Source organism: Ornithinimicrobium panacihumi, assembly GCF_052073805.1.
In the GTDB taxonomy this organism is placed as follows: Bacteria; Actinomycetota; Actinomycetes; order Actinomycetales; family Dermatophilaceae; genus Ornithinicoccus; species Ornithinicoccus panacihumi.
The window spans coordinates 86,455-104,234 of the sequence record NZ_JBQGWG010000008.1; the positions used below are offsets into that span (position 1 = coordinate 86,455).

Here is a 17,780-nt window from a genome sequence, read left to right on the forward strand (position 1 = left end):
AGGATGGACCCGTGCCGAACTCCCCCGACGCTCCTCAGCCCCCCGCCCCGTCCGCGCTCCTGGCGGCCGCGGCCGACACCGAGCGGCACGTGTCCCGGCTCGGCTGGGACCAGCCGCCCAGGCTCTTCGCCCTGGTGCGTACCGCCTTGCTGCGCGAGCGGGAGCCTGCCCTCCTCGACCAGCTGGCCGAGGCCGACGACGAAGGCTTCACCGCCGTCGAGCAGGAGGGTCTGCCCCGCACCGCGGACCTGGAGTCGCTGCTAGGTCGGGTCTCCTGGCCCGAGGACGTCGAGGGTGTCGCGCTGGCCGTCGAGCGGATCGTCGTGCCGCCCGAGGCGGAGCGTGATCTGCCCCAGGACCCGGCCGCCGCCACGGACCGGCTCGCGGCCCACCCCGACCGCAAGGACGTCCGGCTCCTGGCTGCCTGCCTGCGCGACGGCGAGCAGATCTGCCTGCTGCGGCAGCGCGACCACGACAGCGACGACGCGGTCGCGATCGGCAAGGACATCGCCCCCGGTCTGACCGCCGCTCTGGCCATGACGCTCAAGGACTGAGACGCCGGCCGTCAGGGGGCCTGGGTCTCAGGGGGCCTGGGTCTCTCAGGGGCCTCGGTCTCGTCAGTGGTCTGCTCGACCACCTGCTCGCAGGTGGGCAGATCAGCAGCGCTGATCTGGGCCGCGTCCGCCCCCGCCACCTGCTCCACGACCTGCTCGGCCTCCTCGAAGGTCGAGACCGGCACGACCAGCAGGTCGTCCGGCCTCCCGTCGACGACCTCGGCACAGTTGCCCGCAGGCGCCAGGAAGAGGTTGACACCTGCATCCTGGGCCGCGTGCATCTTCTGGGTGATGCCACCGATGGGCCCCACGCTCCCGTTGCCCGAGATGGTGCCGGTGCCCGCGAACGACTTGCCGCCGGTCATCGTGCCCGGGGTGATCGTGTCGTAGATGGCCAGCGCGAACATCAGGCCGGCGCTGGGACCGCCGACGTTGCCCGCCTCCACCTTGACGTCGTAGGGCATGTCGTAGAGGGGCGCGAGATAGACGCCGACGATGGTGCGGCCGGTCTCCTCGTCCTTCTTGGTGGGGACCGACAGCGTCTGCTTCGTGCCCTCCCTCAAGATCTCCATGGACGCGGACTCGCCCGCCTCGACGTCCTGCAGACGAGAACGCACCATCTCCGTGTCGGTCACCTCGTCGCCCTCGACCGTGAGGATCTGGTCGTCCACGTGCAGGACGCCGTCCGCCGGGGCGTCGGCGATCACCTGGGCGACCATGACCTTCTCCGGCACCTTCACCCCGGCGGCCCGGAGGGCGACGACGGCCGCGTCCTCCTGGGAGTGCTGCATGAGCGAGGTGTTCTGTTCCCGGACCTCCTGGGCGGTCACACCCTCGGGGAAGACCTCTTCGCGGGGGACGAGAGTGGCGGAGTCGTCGAACGTGGCCATCAGCCAGGACCACGCCGTCAGGGGGTCCCCGGGGCCACCCTGGAGCCGGATGGTGGTGAAGTAGAGCTTGCCGTCGGTGGGATAGGTCTCCAGCTCGTCGTCCATCTGGACGACGTTGGTGTCGTCGATCGCGCCGAGGGTGTCGTAGACGGGGCCGGGACGGTAGACGACCTCGTCCACCTTGATCCAGTTGGCCAGTCCCATCGCCAGCACCAGGAGCGCCACGAGCACGAGCAGGCCGCCGGAACGGCGTCCGATCCCGGTATGCGGCGGACGCTCGCCCGCGCTCTCGAAGCCTTGGTGGTAGCTGCTCACATCCCCACCCAGCTGTGCTCGCCCTCGGTGTACTCCTGCCGCTTCCAGATCGGCACCCGTGCCTTGAGCTCCTCGATCAGGGCCCGACCGCCGGCGAAGGCCTCGGGCCGGTGCTCGGCGGACACCGCGCAGACCACCGCGATGTCCCCGACGGCCAGGGGGCCGGTGCGGTGCACCGCATACACGCCGTGGACCTCGTCGCCGAGCGCGACCTCTCGGGCCACCCTGGTGAGGTGGTCCAGTGCTGAGGGGTGGGCGCTGTAGTCCAGCTCGGTCACTCCCTCGCGGCCCTCGTCGTGCTCACGGACGGTCCCGACGAAGATGGCGACCGCTCCGGCGCGGGGGTGGGTGACGGCCGCGAGCGCCTCGTCGACGGACAACGGGGTCTCACGCAGCTCGGTGACGACGCGCGGCAGTTCTTGGGTCACCGCGTCATCATGCCAAACCGAACCGGGAAGTCCCTGGATGCTCAGGCCCGGCCCCGGCGGCGGCGCACCAGGGCTGCGGTGGCGACGGCGGCGACGGCCGCGCTCGCGGCGCCGGCCGCGGCTGCGCCCAGCGCGTCCCGGGAGCCCAGCCGGCGGGCCATCACGGCGCGGTGGCCGTGGACACCCTCCAGCAGGACCTCGAGGCACTCGGCGTTGTCGTGGACCGGGACCCAGCCGAGGTCCGTCAGGGCCTTGGGCTCGCAGAGCCAGGGGTGGGCGACATAGGCGAGGTCGCTGGCCGGCACCGGCACCACCCCGAGGCGGTGGAGCCGGTCAGCCGCCGAGAAGGCGGCCTGCTCCGAGAGGTCGATGTGCCTCATGCCGGAGCGTTCCTCGACCTCCGCCTGGGTGAGATGCCCCGGTGCGGCCGCACAGATCACCGGCGGCAGGTCCGCGCCTGCTCTCGCGGCGACGGGGAGGGCCGACGCGAGGTCCTCGACGTGGCAGAAGGCCCACGCCGGCGACGTCCCCCGGATGGTGAGGAGTCTCGGGGCCTCGAAGTGACGGGTGATCATCGTGTCGACACCGGGACCGACCAGTGCGGCAAGACGCACGATCGTCACCTGCAGCTCGGGGTGATCGGCAGAGACGAGGCCCAGCTCGTGCTCCACCGCCACGAGGTCGGCGACCAGCGCTTCGCGGTCGTCGGCCCCGCAGCGGGCTGTCCTCGCGGATGGGCGACGGGTTGCCAGGTCGCGCGCCGAAGACCATCGCGCTGGTGCCGACCAGCAGGTGCCGGACGCCGACCGTGGCGGCAGCCGTCGTCAGGGTCCGGGCCGTCCCCACCTGGCGGGCCCGGCGGGCGGCCGGCTGCTCGGCCAGCGCGCTGGCGAGGTCGGTCTCACCTGCCAGGTGGATGAGGACGTCCACGTCCTCGAGCGCGGGCACGACCGAGGGCGAGGCCAGGTCGACAGGACGCCAGTCGACGCCGGCCATGGTCCCCGCCCGGTCGTCGAGGCCGACGACCTCGGCGCCGCCGGAGAGCAGGTGGCGCGCGATCTCGGACCCGAACTGCGAGGTGGCCCCCGTCAGCCCGACCCGGAGCCGCGCGCGGTCCGGCTCGGGATTGCTGGAACTCAACCAGGCCTCCTGGTGTTGTCATCTTGGGCGCCGACCGCGCCCCGTGAGCGACGTCATCCTCTCAGGGATGGCAGGCTGGTGACAGTCAAACCGCAGGAAGGACCCGCACCGTGCCAGAGAACACCCCGTCCGAGCGTCCCGACGACCCGGGGCAGGACCCCTTCGAGGCGCTCTTCGGCGGACCCGTGCCCCCGCAGATGCGAGAGATGCTCGAGTCCATGGGACTTGGCGACCTGGACCCCGCCCAGGTGGCCGCGATGCGCAGCCAGGTCGAGATGCTCATGGGTGGTGGTGCCGCTGACGACGGCCCCGTCAACTCCGAGCTGGCGCACGACCTGGCGCGGCAGGTCGTCGCCCAGGCCGGCGACACCTCGATCGGGGAAGGCACCAGGCGGGACGTGGAGCAGGTGGTCCAGGTCGCCAGCCTCTGGCTGGACGAGGTCACGGACCTGCCGCGCCCCGACGGACCGGCGAGGGCCTTGAGCCGCGCCGAGTGGGTCGAGCTGACGCTGCCGGTGTGGGAGCGTCTGACCACCCCCGTGGCCGAAGGGCTGCAGTCCGCGATGACAGCTGCCATGCAGTCCCAGCTCTCCGACCTCGGACAGGACGGGGCACCGCCCATCCCGGGCCTGCCCCCGGGCATGAACCCCGCCGCGCTGATGGGTCAGATGGAGCCGATGGTCCGCCGGATGAGCGCGAGCATGTTCGGCGGCCAGGTCGGCCAGGCGGTGGGGACCTTGGCTGCGGAGACCCTCTCGGGGACCGAGGTCGGTATCCCGCTCCTGGGCGACGAGGCGGTCGCGATGGTCCCGGCCAACGTCGCGGAGTTCGCGGACGGTCTCGAGATCGACGGGGGTGAGGTCCACCTCTACCTGGCCGTGCGGGAGGCCGCCCGCGTCCGGCTCTTCGCCGGGGTGCCCTGGCTGGGCCCCCAGCTCCTCACCGCCGTGGAGGACTACGCCCGGGACATCACGATCAACACCGAGGGGATCGAGGAGGCGATCCGTCAGGTCGACCCCCAGGACGCCGAGGCGATGCAGGAGGCATTGGGCGGCAGCCTGTTCTCGCCCGAGCCCAGCCCGGCCCAGCAGGCCGCGTTGACCCGCCTCGAGACGCTGCTGGCACTCGTCGAGGGCTGGGTGGACGTGGTCTCGGCCCGTGCGACCGGCCCCCACCTCCCGCACGGCGATGCCCTGGCCGAAGCCGTCCGCCGCCGCCGTGCCACCGGTGGGCCGGCGGAGAAGACCTTCGCCTCTCTCGTGGGCCTCGAGCTTCGTCCTCGCAGGCTCCGGGACGCGGCCAACCTCTGGGCTGCGCTCGAGGACGCTCGCGGGGCGAGCGGTCGGGACGAGGCCTGGGGCCATCCCGACGTGGCTCCGACCGCGGCAGACCTGGATGATCCCCTGGGCTACGTCGAGCGACGGTCCCCCGAGGAGGGAGAGCTCACGATCACCGACGAGGACATCGAGCGGCTCCTCGGCGGCGAAGGACCGTCACAGGCGTGAGCTGAGACGGGGCGGTGCCTGTGGACAACCGGCACCGCCCGGACGCCCGAGATGTCAGGGTGAACGGGTGTCCCACCACGCCTCGTCTCCCAGCCCCAGGTCGCCGGGGCCCGTGGCCGGGGCGCCGCGGCCCGAGGGGTGGCAGATTGGTGTCGGTCCTGGCGCGGTCCTCCTGTCCGGGCTGCCGCCGGGCGGCGTCGCAGACGGCTTCGCCGAGCGCCTTGCCGGGACGACGGATTGCTCCCGGCCCGGTTCCCACTGCCCGGTGCTCGGGCACGGCAGGATCGCGGGGCGGCTCCGGGCGGCGCTCGGCGAGATCGACCCGGCCCGGGACGACGGGACCGGGCTCCTCGTTCTCGTCCAGCAGCACGTGGTGGCACCCGAGGCGTCGCTGCTCGCGGTGCGCAGGTCAGGTCCGACCCTGCCGGTGGTGGTGCAGGCGCGCCGGGTGATCGTCGGGCCGGTCTCCGGCCTGGACGGCCCCTGCCTGCACTGCCTGGACCTGCAACGACGCGACCTCGACCCCCATTGGCCACAGCTCCTGGAGGTGTGGGGCCACCCGGCAGTCCAGGCCGACCCGGTGCAGCTGCCACCCGCCGTGGAGGAGGCCGCCACCGGACTGACACTGATCCTGGCGACGTCGGTGCTCGCCGGCCGGTGCCCGCAGCGTGGCATGGCCCACGAGATCGGCCCTGAGCCACCGCACGTGGTGGCCCGGCGGTGGTCCAGGCACCCTGCCTGCCGGTGGCACCCCTCCGGGTGAGCGATGGTGCTCACCCGGAGGGGGTTGGGTCACGCCGCCTGGCCGGCGTCCTTGCGCGGACGCCCACGTGGGCGCTTCCGCGGCACGACGACGCCCGCGAGGACGAGCTGACCTCCCCAGACACCCCAGGGCTCGCGGCGCTCCAGCGCCCCGGCGAGGCAGGCCTCGCGGATGGGGCACTCGATGCACAGCGCCTTGGCCGCCTCCACCTCGTCGGGCAGCTCGGCGAACCACAGGTCGGCCGGGTGGTCCTGGCACGGGTACATCTCGGGAGCCGGGGTCCAGGCCACCAGCCCGAGTCCGTGGGCATGCCCGTCCTGCGAGCTGTGCTGCATCGCGTGCCGGCGCGTCAGTGTCTGCACGTCGGTTCCTCTCTGCTGGTGGTGCCGTCGGTCGTGCGGTGGTCGGGTCGCGGTCGTCATGGGTGTCGCTTCCGGTGCGGGGTCGAGCAGGATCCGAAGGCGAGGGCTGAGACGGTGCAACAGCACGACGGCCGCGGATCCTCGGACGAGGACTCGCGGCCGGCAGTCGCAGCAGCAGGTGGGTGCTAGCTGGCTCGGGGTGGAGTCGTGTCCAGGGCGGGGGCGGGCTTCGGCGCGAACGCAGGGTTGGTCGCGGTCGCGGAGCGGGACTCGCGCAGGCGCGCAGCCACACCGAAGGTGACAGGCGCGACCTGGCTGCCGGCGTAGGCGCCGAAGCCGGTGACGATCATGGTGTTCTCCATGCTGTTCACCCTCCTCTCGTGCGATGCGCGACCCTGCAGGCCGGTGGCCTCAGGCTGGACGTTGGACACTCTAGGCGCTGCTCCGAACGGGGAGCAACCTATTTATCGCGGGTCGTCATCTTTCCCGTCATCGCGGTCCCGTCGGGCGCCTCTGGGGTCGCCGACCGGCGGAGCACCGCCAGGACCTGATCTCCGTAGAGCCCGAGCTTGCGTTCGCCGACCCCTGAGATCTGTGCCAGTGCCTCCGGGTCCGCCGGCACCGTCTCGGCGATGGCCGTGAGCGTGGCATCGGTGAAGACCACGTAGGCCGGAACCTTGGCGTCCTGGGCGGTCTGCTTGCGCCAGGCCCGCAGTGCGTCCCACACGGCCTGCTGGTAGGTCGGAGGGCAGGCGTCGCACCGCCCGACCTTCCGTTCGGCAGCGGACTCGAGCATGCCCCCGCAGGTGCGGCAGACACGGGGGCGAGCCGGTCGGGCCACCTTCTTGCCGCGCCGTGGCCGTCCGGCGGCGGCCGCCTCCCCCAGGACGGAGCTTGCCGGTGCGAGGAAGCGGGAGACCGAACGGCTCCCCCGGCGGCCCGGCGTCCGCGCCGCGGCCCAGCTGAGGACGAGCCGTTGCCGGGCCCTGGTGACCCCGACGTAGAGGAGGCGCCGCTCCTCCTCCACCCGCTCCTGGGTGTCCGCGAGGGTGATCGGGAGGAGCCCCTCGCTGCACCCGATGATGGTCACCGCGTCCCACTCCAGCCCCTTGGCCGCGTGCAACGACGCCAGCGTGATCCCCTGGACGGTCGGCGCATGCTGCTCGGCAGCCCTGCGGTCCAGCTCGGCGACCAGATCACGCACCCGACTGTCGGGCGCGGTGCGTTCGGTCTCGTCGGCCAGGACCACGAGGGCCTGGAGACTCTCCCACCGCTCCCGTGTCGCCCCGCCCGACCGGGGCGGCTCGGCGGCCCAACCGGCCTCCGACAGGACCGCGCGCACCGTCTCGCCCAAGGACGTGGATCCGTCGTCCGCGCGGACCGCCCCCCGCAGGAGCAGGATGGCCTGCCGGACCTCCGCCCTGGAGAAGAACCGCTCACCTCCGCGGACCAGGTAGGGGATCCCTGCCCGGGCCAACGCTCCTTCGATCGGCTCGGACTGGGTGTTGGTGCGGTAGAGCACCGCGATCTCGCTGGCCGGGACGCCCTCGTCGAGGAAGCCCTGCACGGTGCTGGCGACGCCGTCGGCCTCCGCCTCGTCGTCGGCATGGGCGACCAGGGACGGACGGGGCCCGTCTCCGCTCTGCGCCACCAGCTCCAACGGGGCGGGCCGAGCACCGCCCCGCCCGGCGCCCGCCGGCCGGGCCCCGCCCCCGAGAATGAGATTCGCCAGGTGGATGACCTGCGGCGTGCTGCGGTAGTTGCGGACCAGACGCACGGTCCGCGCCCCGGGGTGGCGCCGGGAGAAGTCCAGCAGATGGTCCGCCGAGGCACCGGTGAACGAGTAGATGGACTGGGCGGGGTCCCCTACGACACAGACATCCTGCCGCTCCCCCAGCCACTGCTCGAGCAGCAGCTGCTGGAGCGGGTTGACGTCTTGGTACTCGTCCACCACGAAGTGGCGGTACTGCTCATGGATCTGCGCCGCGATGCGCGGATGTTCGTCCAGCATTCCTGCGGTGAGGAGCAGCACGTCCTCGAAGTCGACCACGTGGCGCTCGGTGCACACCTCGCCGTAGACCTCGATGAGCCTGGCCATCGCGGTCGGGTCGAGATCCGCGGTGACCCGGCCCTGTCGTGCGGCGACGGCGGCGTAGGTCTGGGAGGTGAGCAGACTCACCTTCGACCATTCGATCTCGGCAGCGACGTCCCGGATCCCCGCCCGGTCCAGGCGCAGACGCAGTCGGCCCGCTGCCTCTCCGACTGCAGGGGCCTTGTGCGACAGCACCTCCGGCGGCGCGCCGCCCACGGCCTGCGGCCAGAAGAACTGGAGCTGGCGCAGCGCGGCGGCGTGGAACGTCCTGGCCTGGACCGCGGGGACGCCCAGCCCCCGCAACCGTGTCCGCATCTCCCCGGCCGCCCGCGCGGTGAAGGTGACGGCCAGGACTCGTGAGGGGTGGTACGCGCCGCTGGCGACGCCGTAGGCGATGCGATGCGTGATCGCCCTGGTCTTGCCGGTGCCGGCCCCGGCAAGCACGACCATCGGCCCGGACGGGTGGGCGGCGACCTCCCGCTGCTCCGGGTCGAGCCCGGCGAGGATCTGGTCCGGGTCGCCTCCCGGGGGTGGCACGCTCACTCGTCCTCCCCCGGCACGTGGATGGGCTCCCCGAACCACTCTTCGATGAGGGCGCGAGCGATGGACAGCCGGGCGGGCAGGGTCAAGGTGCCCGCCTCGACGCCTCGGGCGAGCTCGGGCCGGCTGAACCAGGCGGCGAAACGCAGCTCCGTCGGGTCGACGATCAACTCGGTCTGCCGGGCTGACGCGCGGAATCCGAGCATGAGGGAGGCGGGGAAGGGCCAGGGCTGGTTCCCCCGGTAGACGATGGCGTCCACCGCGATCCCCACCTCCTCCATGACCTCGCGGGCCACCGCAGCCTCCAAGGTCTCTCCCGCCTCGACGAATCCGGCCAGGACGGAGACCCGCCCGTCCGGCCAAGGCAGGCCGGTCCCGAGGAGCAGACGGTCCGACGGATCGGTCACCGCCATGATCACTGCCGGGTCGGTGCGGGGGTAGTGCTCCGAGCCGTCCTCGGGGCACCTTCGCGCCCACCCGCCGTGGACGACCCGGGTGGCCGATCCGCACCGCGGGCAGTGGTCGGCGGTGCGGTGCCAGCCGGCGAGCGCCGTGGCCGTGGTGAGCAGGCCGGCCTCGTCATCGTCAAGATTGGCACCGATCTCCCGGAGGCTCCCCCACCGGGCCCCCTGCCGCCCCTCACCCTGTGCGTCTGCCACCGTCACGGCGAAGTATGCGGTGCCGCCCAGCCTCCCCAGGAACCACGGATCTCGCTGCACGTCGGACGGGTCGGGCGGCCGCAGGCAGAGCGCGGAGGACGGCCCTGCCGTCGCCGTATCTGCACGGGGCACCCACGGCGTCCGCCCCTCGTGCAGGGTGAGGATCCTGGTCCCGGGGTCGGCCAGCGCCGTGCTCAGGAACTCCTCGTCACCTCGCACGTGGGCGGAGCGGTCGACGGAGGCACGGGAGAGCGACAGGTCGAGCAGGGTCTCGTCGCGGCGGCTCACACGAGCAACTGTAGGTGGCTGCGGTGACAGCCCAGGACCTGCCGGGGCAGCCTCCATGGTCAGGCCGGGCGCACCGCATACGGTGGACACGTGATCCGTAGCGACTTGGCCCTGGCAGCTCTCGCCAGCGCCGCCGTGCCCGGCATGAAGCCGGTGACGGTGGCCGGCATCCGCCCTGGAGACTCCGACCGCGAGCTGGAGATCCAACGGGCCGTCGTCGAGGACGCGACGGGGAGGACGTGGGTCATCCACTCGCCGCTGACGGCCGTCGCCGGTGCCCGGCTCCAACGTCATGAGGAGCTGGTGCGCCAGCTCCCCCGCCACGTCCCGTTCAAGGTCCCGGCCGCCGCCGGGCACGCCTCCGTGGGCTCCGACGGGGCGGCGGTCGTGTATCCGTTCCTGGAGGGATCTCCCCTGGATCTGACCAGGTTGCCCGGAGGTCCGGGGCTGGCCAGCGCGGTCGGGCGGGCGATCGCGGCCGTCCACAACATCCCGCGTGCGGTCTTCGAGGCCCAGGACGTCCCTGCCTTCGACGCGGCAGGAGTCCGCCAACGAGCGATCGCCGAGGTCGACCGGGCCGCGGAGACGGGTCGGGTCCCGACGGGTCTCCTCGCCCGCTGGGAAGAGGCCTTCGACGCCGCCCCCCTGTGGCAGTTCGGGACCACTCCGGTGCACGGCAGCTTCGGCGGCGACAGCCTGCTGGTCGCGTTCTCCGACGAGCGCGACGCGGCCAGCGGTCGGGTGGTGGCCGTCCTCAACTGGGACGAGGCGTGCATCGGTGATCCCGCCGCCGACCTCGCCGAGCTGCTGGTCCGATCCTCCCGCCCTGCCTGGGAGTCGGTGCTGGACAGCTACTCGCTGGCACGCGCCCAGCGACCGGACCCCTACCTGCACGCCCGCGCGCGCCTGGCCTCCGAGCTCCGCGCGATCCGTGGGCTCGCGCGAGCCGTGGAGGACGGCCGCGAGGAGACCGCACGCCGCGTGGTCGAGGCGCTGCGCCGGATGGACCGCCTGACCGAGGACGACGAGGGCCTGGTGCCCACGACCGCCCGCCACCGCGTCGGCGTGGGGGCCGTGACGGCCGACGAGGCCCGGGACCAGACAGAGGTCGTCGATGCTCAGGAGTGGCACGACGACCCGACCGACGACCCCACCGGCGAGCGGGGCGATGACGTCGCCGGCTGGGAGGGAGAGTCCGCGGAGGACAGCCAGGTGCGCGAGGACGCGTGGGCGCCGGGAGAGGAGTCCGCGGCCGACGACTCCGCGGTCGACGACTACGCGGTCGACCAGGACACGACCGACGAGGAGTTGTTCGACGAGGACGTCGATGAGACCCCGGTCGTCCAGGCCCCCGTCGACGAGACTGACCTGACCATCGAGGTGCCGACCCAGCCCGCACCTGTCGAGCCGGGGACGAACGATGACGAGGAGCACGGAGCGGATCAGGACCACCTCGAGAGCTCCCTGTTGCTCCACGCGACCGATGACGAGCGGGGTGAGGACTCCGACGCCGCAGGAAACCCTGACCCTCTCGACGACCTGGCGGGGCTTGAGCCGGAGGAGCGTCTCCACGAGCTCTACGGGATGCCGGAGGTCGAGGAGGACAGCCGCGCCACGGGCGAAGGTGCCCTCGACGAGAACGCCGGTGACGACGACTCGGATCCGGATGGCCCCGCCGGGGCCGTCAGGACGTGAGATCGGCCAGGAGCGTCTCGATCTCGTCCGGCTCGGCCAGGGTGGGCCGGACCGTCTCGCCGCTCGCTGCGAAGAAGAAGGCGGCACGGACGAGACCGGGGTCCATCCCGGTCAGCCGCGCGTAGGCCAGGCGGTAGACGGACAGCTGCAGGGAGCGGAGCCTTTCCCGCTCGGGACTTCCCCGTCGACCGGTCTTCCAGTCGACGATGGTCACGCCGCCGTCGGCGTCCTGGAAGACCGCGTCAAGCCGTCCACGGACAGACCTCCCGGCCACGGTGGTCTCGATGCCCACCTCGACGTCCATGGGAGATCGGTCCGCCCACTCGCTGGCCAGGAAGTTCGCCCGGAGCACCTCCAGATCCTCCTCGGGAGAGATCTCATCCTCGGCGGTCGCCCAGTCCTCGAGGTCAACCAGCGCCGCGGAGGAGTAGTGCTGCTCCACCCAGGCGTGGAAGCTGGTGCCCAGCCTCGCGTGGGGTGACGGCGGCGTGGGCATCGGCCGCCGCAGCTGCGCGCGGTAGGCGGCCGGGTCGGACGCCAGGTTGACCACCGACGAGGTGGAGAGGGCGTCCGGCACCTCGGGCAGCGTCGAGCGGCTGGTCTCGGCGTCGCGCTCGGCAAGGAGCAGGCGCGCCATCTCGTCCCACGGGTTGCTCGCGTCCTCCGCGCGATCGGCCGCGGTGGGGCTCGGCGCCCCGGCGGATCGGGCGGACACCAGCGCGGTCACCAGGTCCCGGACGACCTGCCGGCGTGGGTGCGGTTGCGTGGGCCAGGGCGCACTCGTCTCCTCCGCGAGCCTGGGGTTGTCGCGGTCGAAGGGGTCGTCGGGGTCAGGCATCGCGCTCCACTCGCGGACCGCGACGTCCACCCCGGGGGCCTCGATCGCCTCGATCAGGAATCTGGAGGTCACCCTCGGTGACTTGCCGGTGGACCAGACCGGCGCCGTGAGCAGCATCCTCGACCGGGCGCGGGTGAACGCCACGTAGGCCAGGCGGCGCTCCTCCTGGATGACGAACCGCCCGCCTTCGAGAGCGGTCCGCTCAAGCTCGGAGGCGAGCTCCTTGGTGTCGGCCACCGAGAACCATCCCAACCTCGGGCGACCTTCACGGTCCCCCCTCAGCGGTGTCGGGAGCCGTCCGATCCCGGAGAGCCATCCTCGATCGCGGCGGGGACCGACCTTCCACTGGTGCCCGTCGTGGCTCGCCCGCACCGTCCCCGAGGGGAAGGTCCCCTCCACCAGCCCCGGCACGGCGACGAGATCCCACTCCAGGCCCTTGGCCGCGTGGACGGTGAGCACCTGCACCGCCGTGGCGTCCACATCCACCTCGGCCAGCTCGGGGACCTCCGCCCCCTCCAGCCCTCGCTCATGCTCTCGCGCCGCATCGAGCCAGGACAGGAATCCCCCCAGCGTCGCGCGCTCGGCGCCTGCGGCATAGCCTGCCGCCACCTCTCCGAGCGCGTCGAGCTGGGCGTGGCCCCACGTGGGGTGCAGGTCTGGATCGGCTGAGATCTCCAGGTCCAGGCCGAGCAGGCGCTCGGCCTCGAGGAGCAGGTCGGGTAGCGGAAGCCCCACCAGGGCCCGCACCCGGCGCAGCACGCTGGAGAGCCAGGACACACGCGCGGCCGCCTCCGGGCTGAGGTGTCGTCCCGCTGGATCGACCCACGTGGGCGGGGGCGGCGCGTCGAGCGCCTCGGCCAGGACGACCGCGTGCTCACGCTCAGGTCCGGCGGAGTCCTCGCCGAGCGCCTCACGAGCACCCTGGAGGCGTGCCCAGCCCCAGAGGATGTCGATGTCGAGAGCCCCCAGCCGGCATACCGGACCGGTGAGGAGGCGCATCACCTGATCTCCCCGGGTGGGTTCCTGCGCGGTCCACAGCAGGGCGACCAGGTCGAGGATCTCGGGTGAGTCGAGGAGGCCTCCGATGCCGACGACCTCGACGGGCAGACCCTGCCGACGCAGGGCCTCCACGATCGTGGGGAACTGGGCGCGGGCACGGCACAGCACCGCGGCCGTGCGTGCGCCCGGCCTGCCCCAGTGCTCCTTGACCCAGGCGGCCAGGTGCTCGGCCTCGCTCACATGGTCGGTCAGGCGGGCGACCTCGACAGCACCCGGGCCCGCACCCTGCCGGGGCTCCAGCGTCCGGACCGGGATGGGCGTGACGGCCCGCAGAGGCTCGGCCACCGCGTTCGCCACGGCAAGGATGCTGTCGTCGTTGCGCCACGAGGTGGACAGGTGCAGGACCTCCGCCTCGACGTCACCGACCGCGAACTCCTTGGGGAACCGGGTCAGGGTCGTCGCGCTGGCGCCGCGCCAGCCATAGATGGACTGGTGGGGGTCACCGACGGCGGTGATGGGCATGTGGGCTCCGCCGAAGAGCGACCGCAGGAGGACCATCTGGGCCTCCGAGGTGTCCTGGAACTCATCCAGGAGGACGGCCCCGAAGCGCGTCCGCTCGGCCGCGGCGACCTGTGGGACGTCACGGGCAAGCCGGGCGGCGAGCGCCATCTGGTCGCCGAAGTCCAGCACCCCCAGCGCCGCCTTGGCCTCCCGGTAACGCTCCACGAGCGGATACACCAGCGCCTGGACCGCCAGCAGGTCTGCGGTGTCCCGCCCTGCGACCGTCGGTCGGCCGCCGTCCTTGCCCGGCAGCGCCCGGAGCCGGGCCTCCAGCCGCTGGATCCAGCCGAGCGCCTCCGAGCTCTCCACCAGGTGCTCCCCGAGCTCCCCGGACAGCGCCAGCACGGCTCGGACGACGGTCGACTCGGCGCGGTTCATCGCCGCCATGTCCCCGTCGTAGGAGGCCACGACCTCGTGCGCGAGCTGCCACGACCCGGCCTCGGTCAGCAGCCGGGCGTCCGGCTCGACACCGAGGCGCAGCCCGTGCTCGCTCACCAGCCGCCCGGCGTAGGCGTGGTAGGTGGAGATGGTGGGCAGGTCGAAGGAGTCGGGACCCGCCCCAGGGCCTCCCGCGGCAGGTGTCGCGGCAGGTGTCGGGGCAAGGTCACCGTGCGTCCCCCGGTCCGGTCCAGGCTGCGCGCCGGGGCCGATGCCCGCCGCCCGGAGCAGCGCCAGCTTGTCCGCGAGCCGCAGGGACAGCTCCAGCGCCGCCTTGCGCGTGAAGGTCAACCCGAGGACGTCCTGCGGCTGGACGTGACCGTTGGCCACCAGCCACACGACGCGAGCCGCCATCGTCTCCGTCTTCCCGGAGCCGGCGCCGGCGACCACCACCGCCGGAGCCAAGGGTGCACGGATCACCGCCTCCTGCTCAGGCGTGGGTCGATGCGTGCCGAGCAGGTCGGCCAGCTCGGCAGGTGAATAGCTCACCGTGTCCTCCCCTCGTCCTGGAGCGGACAGGAGAACCGCGCCGGGCAACGACGGCACCGCTGCCCGAGGTCGCGGGCCTGGAAGGTCGCGCCCGCCATCCCGGCGCCCGCCGTGAGCACGAGCTCCTTGGCCCAGGTCGGGTCGTCTGCCTCTCCCACCGGAGCCTGCACCTGGCTCAGCTCCTTCTCGGTCCTGCCCAGGTTGAGCAGCGCCGCACCTCCGCTGGCCGCACCGGGTGCCAAGCTGTGGAAGCCCCCCTCCTCGACCGCGACCTGGTAGGCCGCGAGCTGTGCGTGGGACTTCAGCTCGTCCTTGGTCGGCTTGGACGAGCTCGTTTTCAGGTCGACGACCACCACGCGGCCCTCGGCGTCCTGCTCGACCCGGTCGACCCGCCCGACCAGGTCGACCTCCCGCTGCCCCGCCGCATCCGGGTCCGGCTGCACCAGCACCGCGAGGTCCAGCTCGGTGCCGAGCAGGGAACGGCCCTCCTGCTCGGCCTGTCGGACGTAGGCGGCATAGCGCTGCATCATCTGCCTGGCCGTGGCCTGCTGCTTGTCCGCGACCCAGCCGGGACGCAGGCCCAGCTCGGGCCAGCGTCGGTCGAGCTCCGCCTCGAGCCCCTGCGCCTCGGCCTCGGGCCGATCGGCGATGACGGCGTGCACCAGCGTGCCGATCGAGGCTGCGGTGGCCTCCCCCGTGTCGGCGCCCCTGCTGGTCAGGAACCACCGCAGCGGGCAGTCGAGATAGGTCTGCACCCGGCTCGGGGAGACCCGCACCGGCCCTTCCGGGACGAGCGCGGACCTGCTGGACACTTCTTTGACGTCCCACCAGCGGCGTGGATCGGCGCCAGCCACGTCGGCGGCGGCCAGCACCAGCAACGTGTCCACCGCGTGGTCCCGGGCCGTCACGTCGCCCGACCGCTGGGAGGCCACGGCCTCCCGCCGCAGGGCTCCGACGAGGCCGCGCAGGGTCAGCGTCGCCGGAGCCTCCAGCGGGGGCCGCTCGCGATAGTCGGGGTCCACGAGGTCGAGCAGGTTGGAGGGCTGGTCGTCGGTGCTGGCCACCGCGGTCACCAGCAGACTCTCCTCCGCCCGTCCCACGGCCACGTGGAACTGGCGCAGCTCGTCGGTGCGGACCTGGGCCTGCGCAGCCCGGAGGCCCTCGGTCCCGGAGATCGCCTGCCCACGCAGCGCCGCCACGAGCGCCTCGGCGCCCAGCAGGGTGTCGCGGAGCCGAAGATCGGGCCACACCCCGTCCTGCACGCCGACGACCGCCACGCGACGCCACTGACGCCCGGCGGCCAGCTGCGGGGTGAGCACCTCCACCGACTCGGTGGACCGCGCACCCACCACCAGCGTGTCGGCCGCGACCTCGGCGCTGCGCACGTGGTCCAGGAAGCTGCGGGCGCTGCCACCCGGAAGTCGCTCCACGTAGGCCTCTGCAGCCCCGAACAGCACCAGGACCGCGTCGAGGTCGCGATCGGCGCGGGCGCCCAACGCGCCTCCGCCCTCGACCTGACGCGCCCACCTCGCGGCCAGCCCCGAGGAGGACCACAGCGCCCACAGGATGTCCTCCGCGCTGCCGGGCGAGGGGGCCTCGTCGGGGTCGTGCTGGGCACCGACCGCTGCTCGACGACCCGCTCGGAGCACCTGTCCCACGCGCACCACCGGCGCCAGGTCGACCGGCAGGTCGGCCGGCGTCGTGGCCCCGAGATCGTCGTCGGCGAGGAGGTCCGCCAGGACCTCGTCAGCGCTCCGGCCCCCACCGTCGCGGCGCTCCTGGGCCCTGGCCCGGCGACGGAGCCGACGGAGCTGAACCGGGTCGACCCCACCCAGCGGGCCCGCCAGCAACGACGCAGCCTCCTCCGGGGTCGGCCGCAGCACCGGTCCCGGCCTGGTCACCACGTCGAAGGCCGTGAGCAGCGGGAGGACCGCTGGGTCGTGACCGAGAGGGATCCCGGACCGGTCCTGACGCACCGGCACCCCACCGGTCGCCAGCGCCCTGCGGACCAGCTGCTGCTGTGCACCGGAGCGCGTGATGACCGCCATCGAGTGCCAGGGCACCCCTTCCAGGAGGTGTGCCCGCCGCATCCAGTGAGCGACCGCCGCGCACTCCTGGGCGTGGCTGCGGGCGACCCCGACCTCGACCGCGGAGGGCAGCCCCGCGGCCGCGTGAGGAACTCCTGGGCGCCGATGACCGGCGCCGTGCACGGCCCCGATCCGGTCGGCGACCCTGGCTGCGACCTCCACCAGCTCCCGCCGCCCGCGGTGCCTCGTCGCCAGGACGACCTCCTCGGAGCCATCAGGCCCGGCGAGGTCGTGGGCCATCCGGACGAAGCGGCCCGGCACGGCACCGCGGAAACCGAGCACGGTCGCGTCCGCGTCACCCGCCAGCACGAGGTCGCTCCCCGGGCCGCGCAGGACCCGGATCAAGCGGTCTGCCGAGGCGGTCAGCTCCTGCGCGTCGTCCACCAGGAGGACCTTGACACGCTGCCGGACGGAGTCCAGAAGGTCAGGGTCGTCCTCCAGCACGTCCGCCGCAGCGGTGCAGATCCACGCCGGGTCGTAGCTGCCCGGGTCGGACAGCGCCGTGACCTCGTCGTACTCCGCGAGCACCTCGGCCGCCGCCGCCCACTCCGGGCGGTCGTGCTCGTCCGCCATCGCAGCCAGGTCGCCCGGCTCGAGCCCGTGCTCGACCGCACGCATGAGCAGATCGCGCAGCTGGGCCCGGAAGCCGGCGGTGGCCAGTGCCGGACGCACGTGCGCGGGCCAGTCCGGCCCTCTCCCCTCCTCGCGGTGCCCTGCGAGCAGCTCTCGCAGGATGACGTCCTGCTCGGCCCCGGACAACAGCCGCGGCAACGGCTCTCCCGATCCTGCTGCGGCCAGCCGCAGGATCGAGAAGGCCAGCGACGACGGCGTCCTGGCCAGGGGCTCGGTGAAGGTGCGGCCCAGGCCCCGGCCGATGGCCGTGCGCAGCCTGGCCGCCGCCACGCGCGTGGGGGCCAGCACCAGGCACGTGTCGGGAGGCATCCCCGCCGCGACCCGCTCCTGCACCTGGCGCACCACGACCGTGGTCTTGCCGGTGCCCGGCGCGCCGATGAGGAGCAGCACCCCTCCCCGGTGGGCCACCGCGCGCTCCTGGGCGGGGTCGGGCACCCGACGCACCGGGAGGTGCGACGGATCCGGGCCCTCGTGCTGCTGCATACCCCTATCTCAACATCGAGC

General features: G+C 73.1%; 13 protein-coding genes and 1 pseudogene. 4 read left to right on the forward strand and 10 right to left on the reverse strand.

What is annotated here, in order from left to right; translation table 11 throughout:
• Window positions 1-11: 11 nt before the first annotated feature.
• Entirely contained in the window at window positions 12-554 is a 543-nt protein-coding gene (locus ACTMMA_RS09540; protein WP_441189892.1) for a PPA1309 family protein, read from the forward strand.
• An 11-nt stretch (window positions 555-565) separates the two neighbouring features.
• Here ACTMMA_RS09540 and ACTMMA_RS09545 read toward each other — a convergent pair whose 3' ends face one another.
• The 4 genes and pseudogenes from ACTMMA_RS09545 to ACTMMA_RS09560 all read right to left on the reverse strand — a co-directional run.
• Entirely contained in the window at window positions 566-1,759 is a 1,194-nt protein-coding gene (locus ACTMMA_RS09545) for a YlbL family protein (RefSeq protein WP_441189893.1), read from the reverse strand.
• Window positions 1,756-2,187, reverse strand: a complete 432-nt coding sequence (locus tag ACTMMA_RS09550) for a molybdenum cofactor biosynthesis protein MoaE (RefSeq protein WP_441189894.1) — start codon at window positions 2,185-2,187, stop codon at window positions 1,756-1,758. Before ACTMMA_RS09550 ends, ACTMMA_RS09545 begins: the two co-directional genes overlap by 4 nt.
• Before the next feature lie 41 nt (window positions 2,188-2,228).
• Complete coding sequence (locus ACTMMA_RS09555; protein WP_441189952.1) at window positions 2,229-2,858, reverse strand: Rossmann-fold NAD(P)-binding domain-containing protein; 630 nt, start codon at window positions 2,856-2,858, stop codon at window positions 2,229-2,231.
• A gap of 46 nt (window positions 2,859-2,904) precedes the next feature.
• A pseudogene (locus ACTMMA_RS09560) lies at window positions 2,905-3,327 on the reverse strand (NAD-dependent epimerase/dehydratase family protein); the annotation flags it as partial.
• 110 nt (window positions 3,328-3,437) lie between these two features.
• On the opposite strand from ACTMMA_RS09560, the gene ACTMMA_RS09565 reads away from it, so the two are divergent.
• Both ACTMMA_RS09565 and ACTMMA_RS09570 read left to right on the forward strand, forming a co-directional pair.
• The gene (locus tag ACTMMA_RS09565) at window positions 3,438-4,832 is read left to right on the forward strand and encodes a zinc-dependent metalloprotease (protein ID WP_441189895.1); all 1,395 of its coding nucleotides are present in this window, start codon (window positions 3,438-3,440) and stop codon (window positions 4,830-4,832) included.
• 112 nt (window positions 4,833-4,944) lie between these two features.
• The gene (locus ACTMMA_RS09570; RefSeq protein WP_441189896.1) at window positions 4,945-5,595 is read left to right on the forward strand and encodes a hypothetical protein; all 651 of its coding nucleotides are present in this window, start codon (window positions 4,945-4,947) and stop codon (window positions 5,593-5,595) included.
• Window positions 5,596-5,624: 29 nt separating this feature from the next.
• Here ACTMMA_RS09570 and ACTMMA_RS09575 read toward each other — a convergent pair whose 3' ends face one another.
• The 4 genes from ACTMMA_RS09575 to nudC form a co-directional block, all read right to left on the reverse strand.
• Complete coding sequence (locus ACTMMA_RS09575; protein WP_441189950.1) at window positions 5,625-5,861, reverse strand: WhiB family transcriptional regulator; 237 nt, start codon at window positions 5,859-5,861, stop codon at window positions 5,625-5,627.
• 281 nt (window positions 5,862-6,142) lie between these two features.
• Entirely contained in the window at window positions 6,143-6,319 is a 177-nt protein-coding gene (locus ACTMMA_RS09580; RefSeq protein WP_441189897.1) for a hypothetical protein, read from the reverse strand.
• Between the two features lie 98 nt (window positions 6,320-6,417).
• The gene (locus tag ACTMMA_RS09585; RefSeq protein ID WP_441189898.1) at window positions 6,418-8,586 is read right to left on the reverse strand and encodes an ATP-dependent DNA helicase UvrD2; all 2,169 of its coding nucleotides are present in this window, start codon (window positions 8,584-8,586) and stop codon (window positions 6,418-6,420) included.
• A gap of 2 nt (window positions 8,587-8,588) precedes the next feature.
• The gene (gene nudC / locus ACTMMA_RS09590; RefSeq protein ID WP_441189899.1) at window positions 8,589-9,536 is read right to left on the reverse strand and encodes an NAD(+) diphosphatase; all 948 of its coding nucleotides are present in this window, start codon (window positions 9,534-9,536) and stop codon (window positions 8,589-8,591) included.
• A 90-nt stretch (window positions 9,537-9,626) separates the two neighbouring features.
• Here nudC and ACTMMA_RS09595 point away from each other — a divergent pair, with 90 nt between their 5' ends.
• Window positions 9,627-11,231, forward strand: a complete 1,605-nt coding sequence (locus tag ACTMMA_RS09595; protein WP_441189900.1) for a phosphotransferase — start codon at window positions 9,627-9,629, stop codon at window positions 11,229-11,231.
• Here ACTMMA_RS09595 and ACTMMA_RS09600 read toward each other — a convergent pair.
• Window positions 11,221-14,556, reverse strand: a complete 3,336-nt coding sequence (locus ACTMMA_RS09600) for an ATP-dependent helicase (RefSeq protein WP_441189901.1) — start codon at window positions 14,554-14,556, stop codon at window positions 11,221-11,223. The two genes, ACTMMA_RS09595 and ACTMMA_RS09600, sit on opposite strands and share 11 nt — an antisense overlap.
• Window positions 14,553-17,759, reverse strand: coding sequence for an ATP-dependent helicase (locus tag ACTMMA_RS09605; RefSeq protein ID WP_441189902.1), 3,207 nt, complete (start codon window positions 17,757-17,759; stop codon window positions 14,553-14,555). The genes ACTMMA_RS09600 and ACTMMA_RS09605 overlap by 4 nt, the downstream gene beginning before the upstream one ends.
• Window positions 17,760-17,780: the final 21 nt, after the last annotated feature.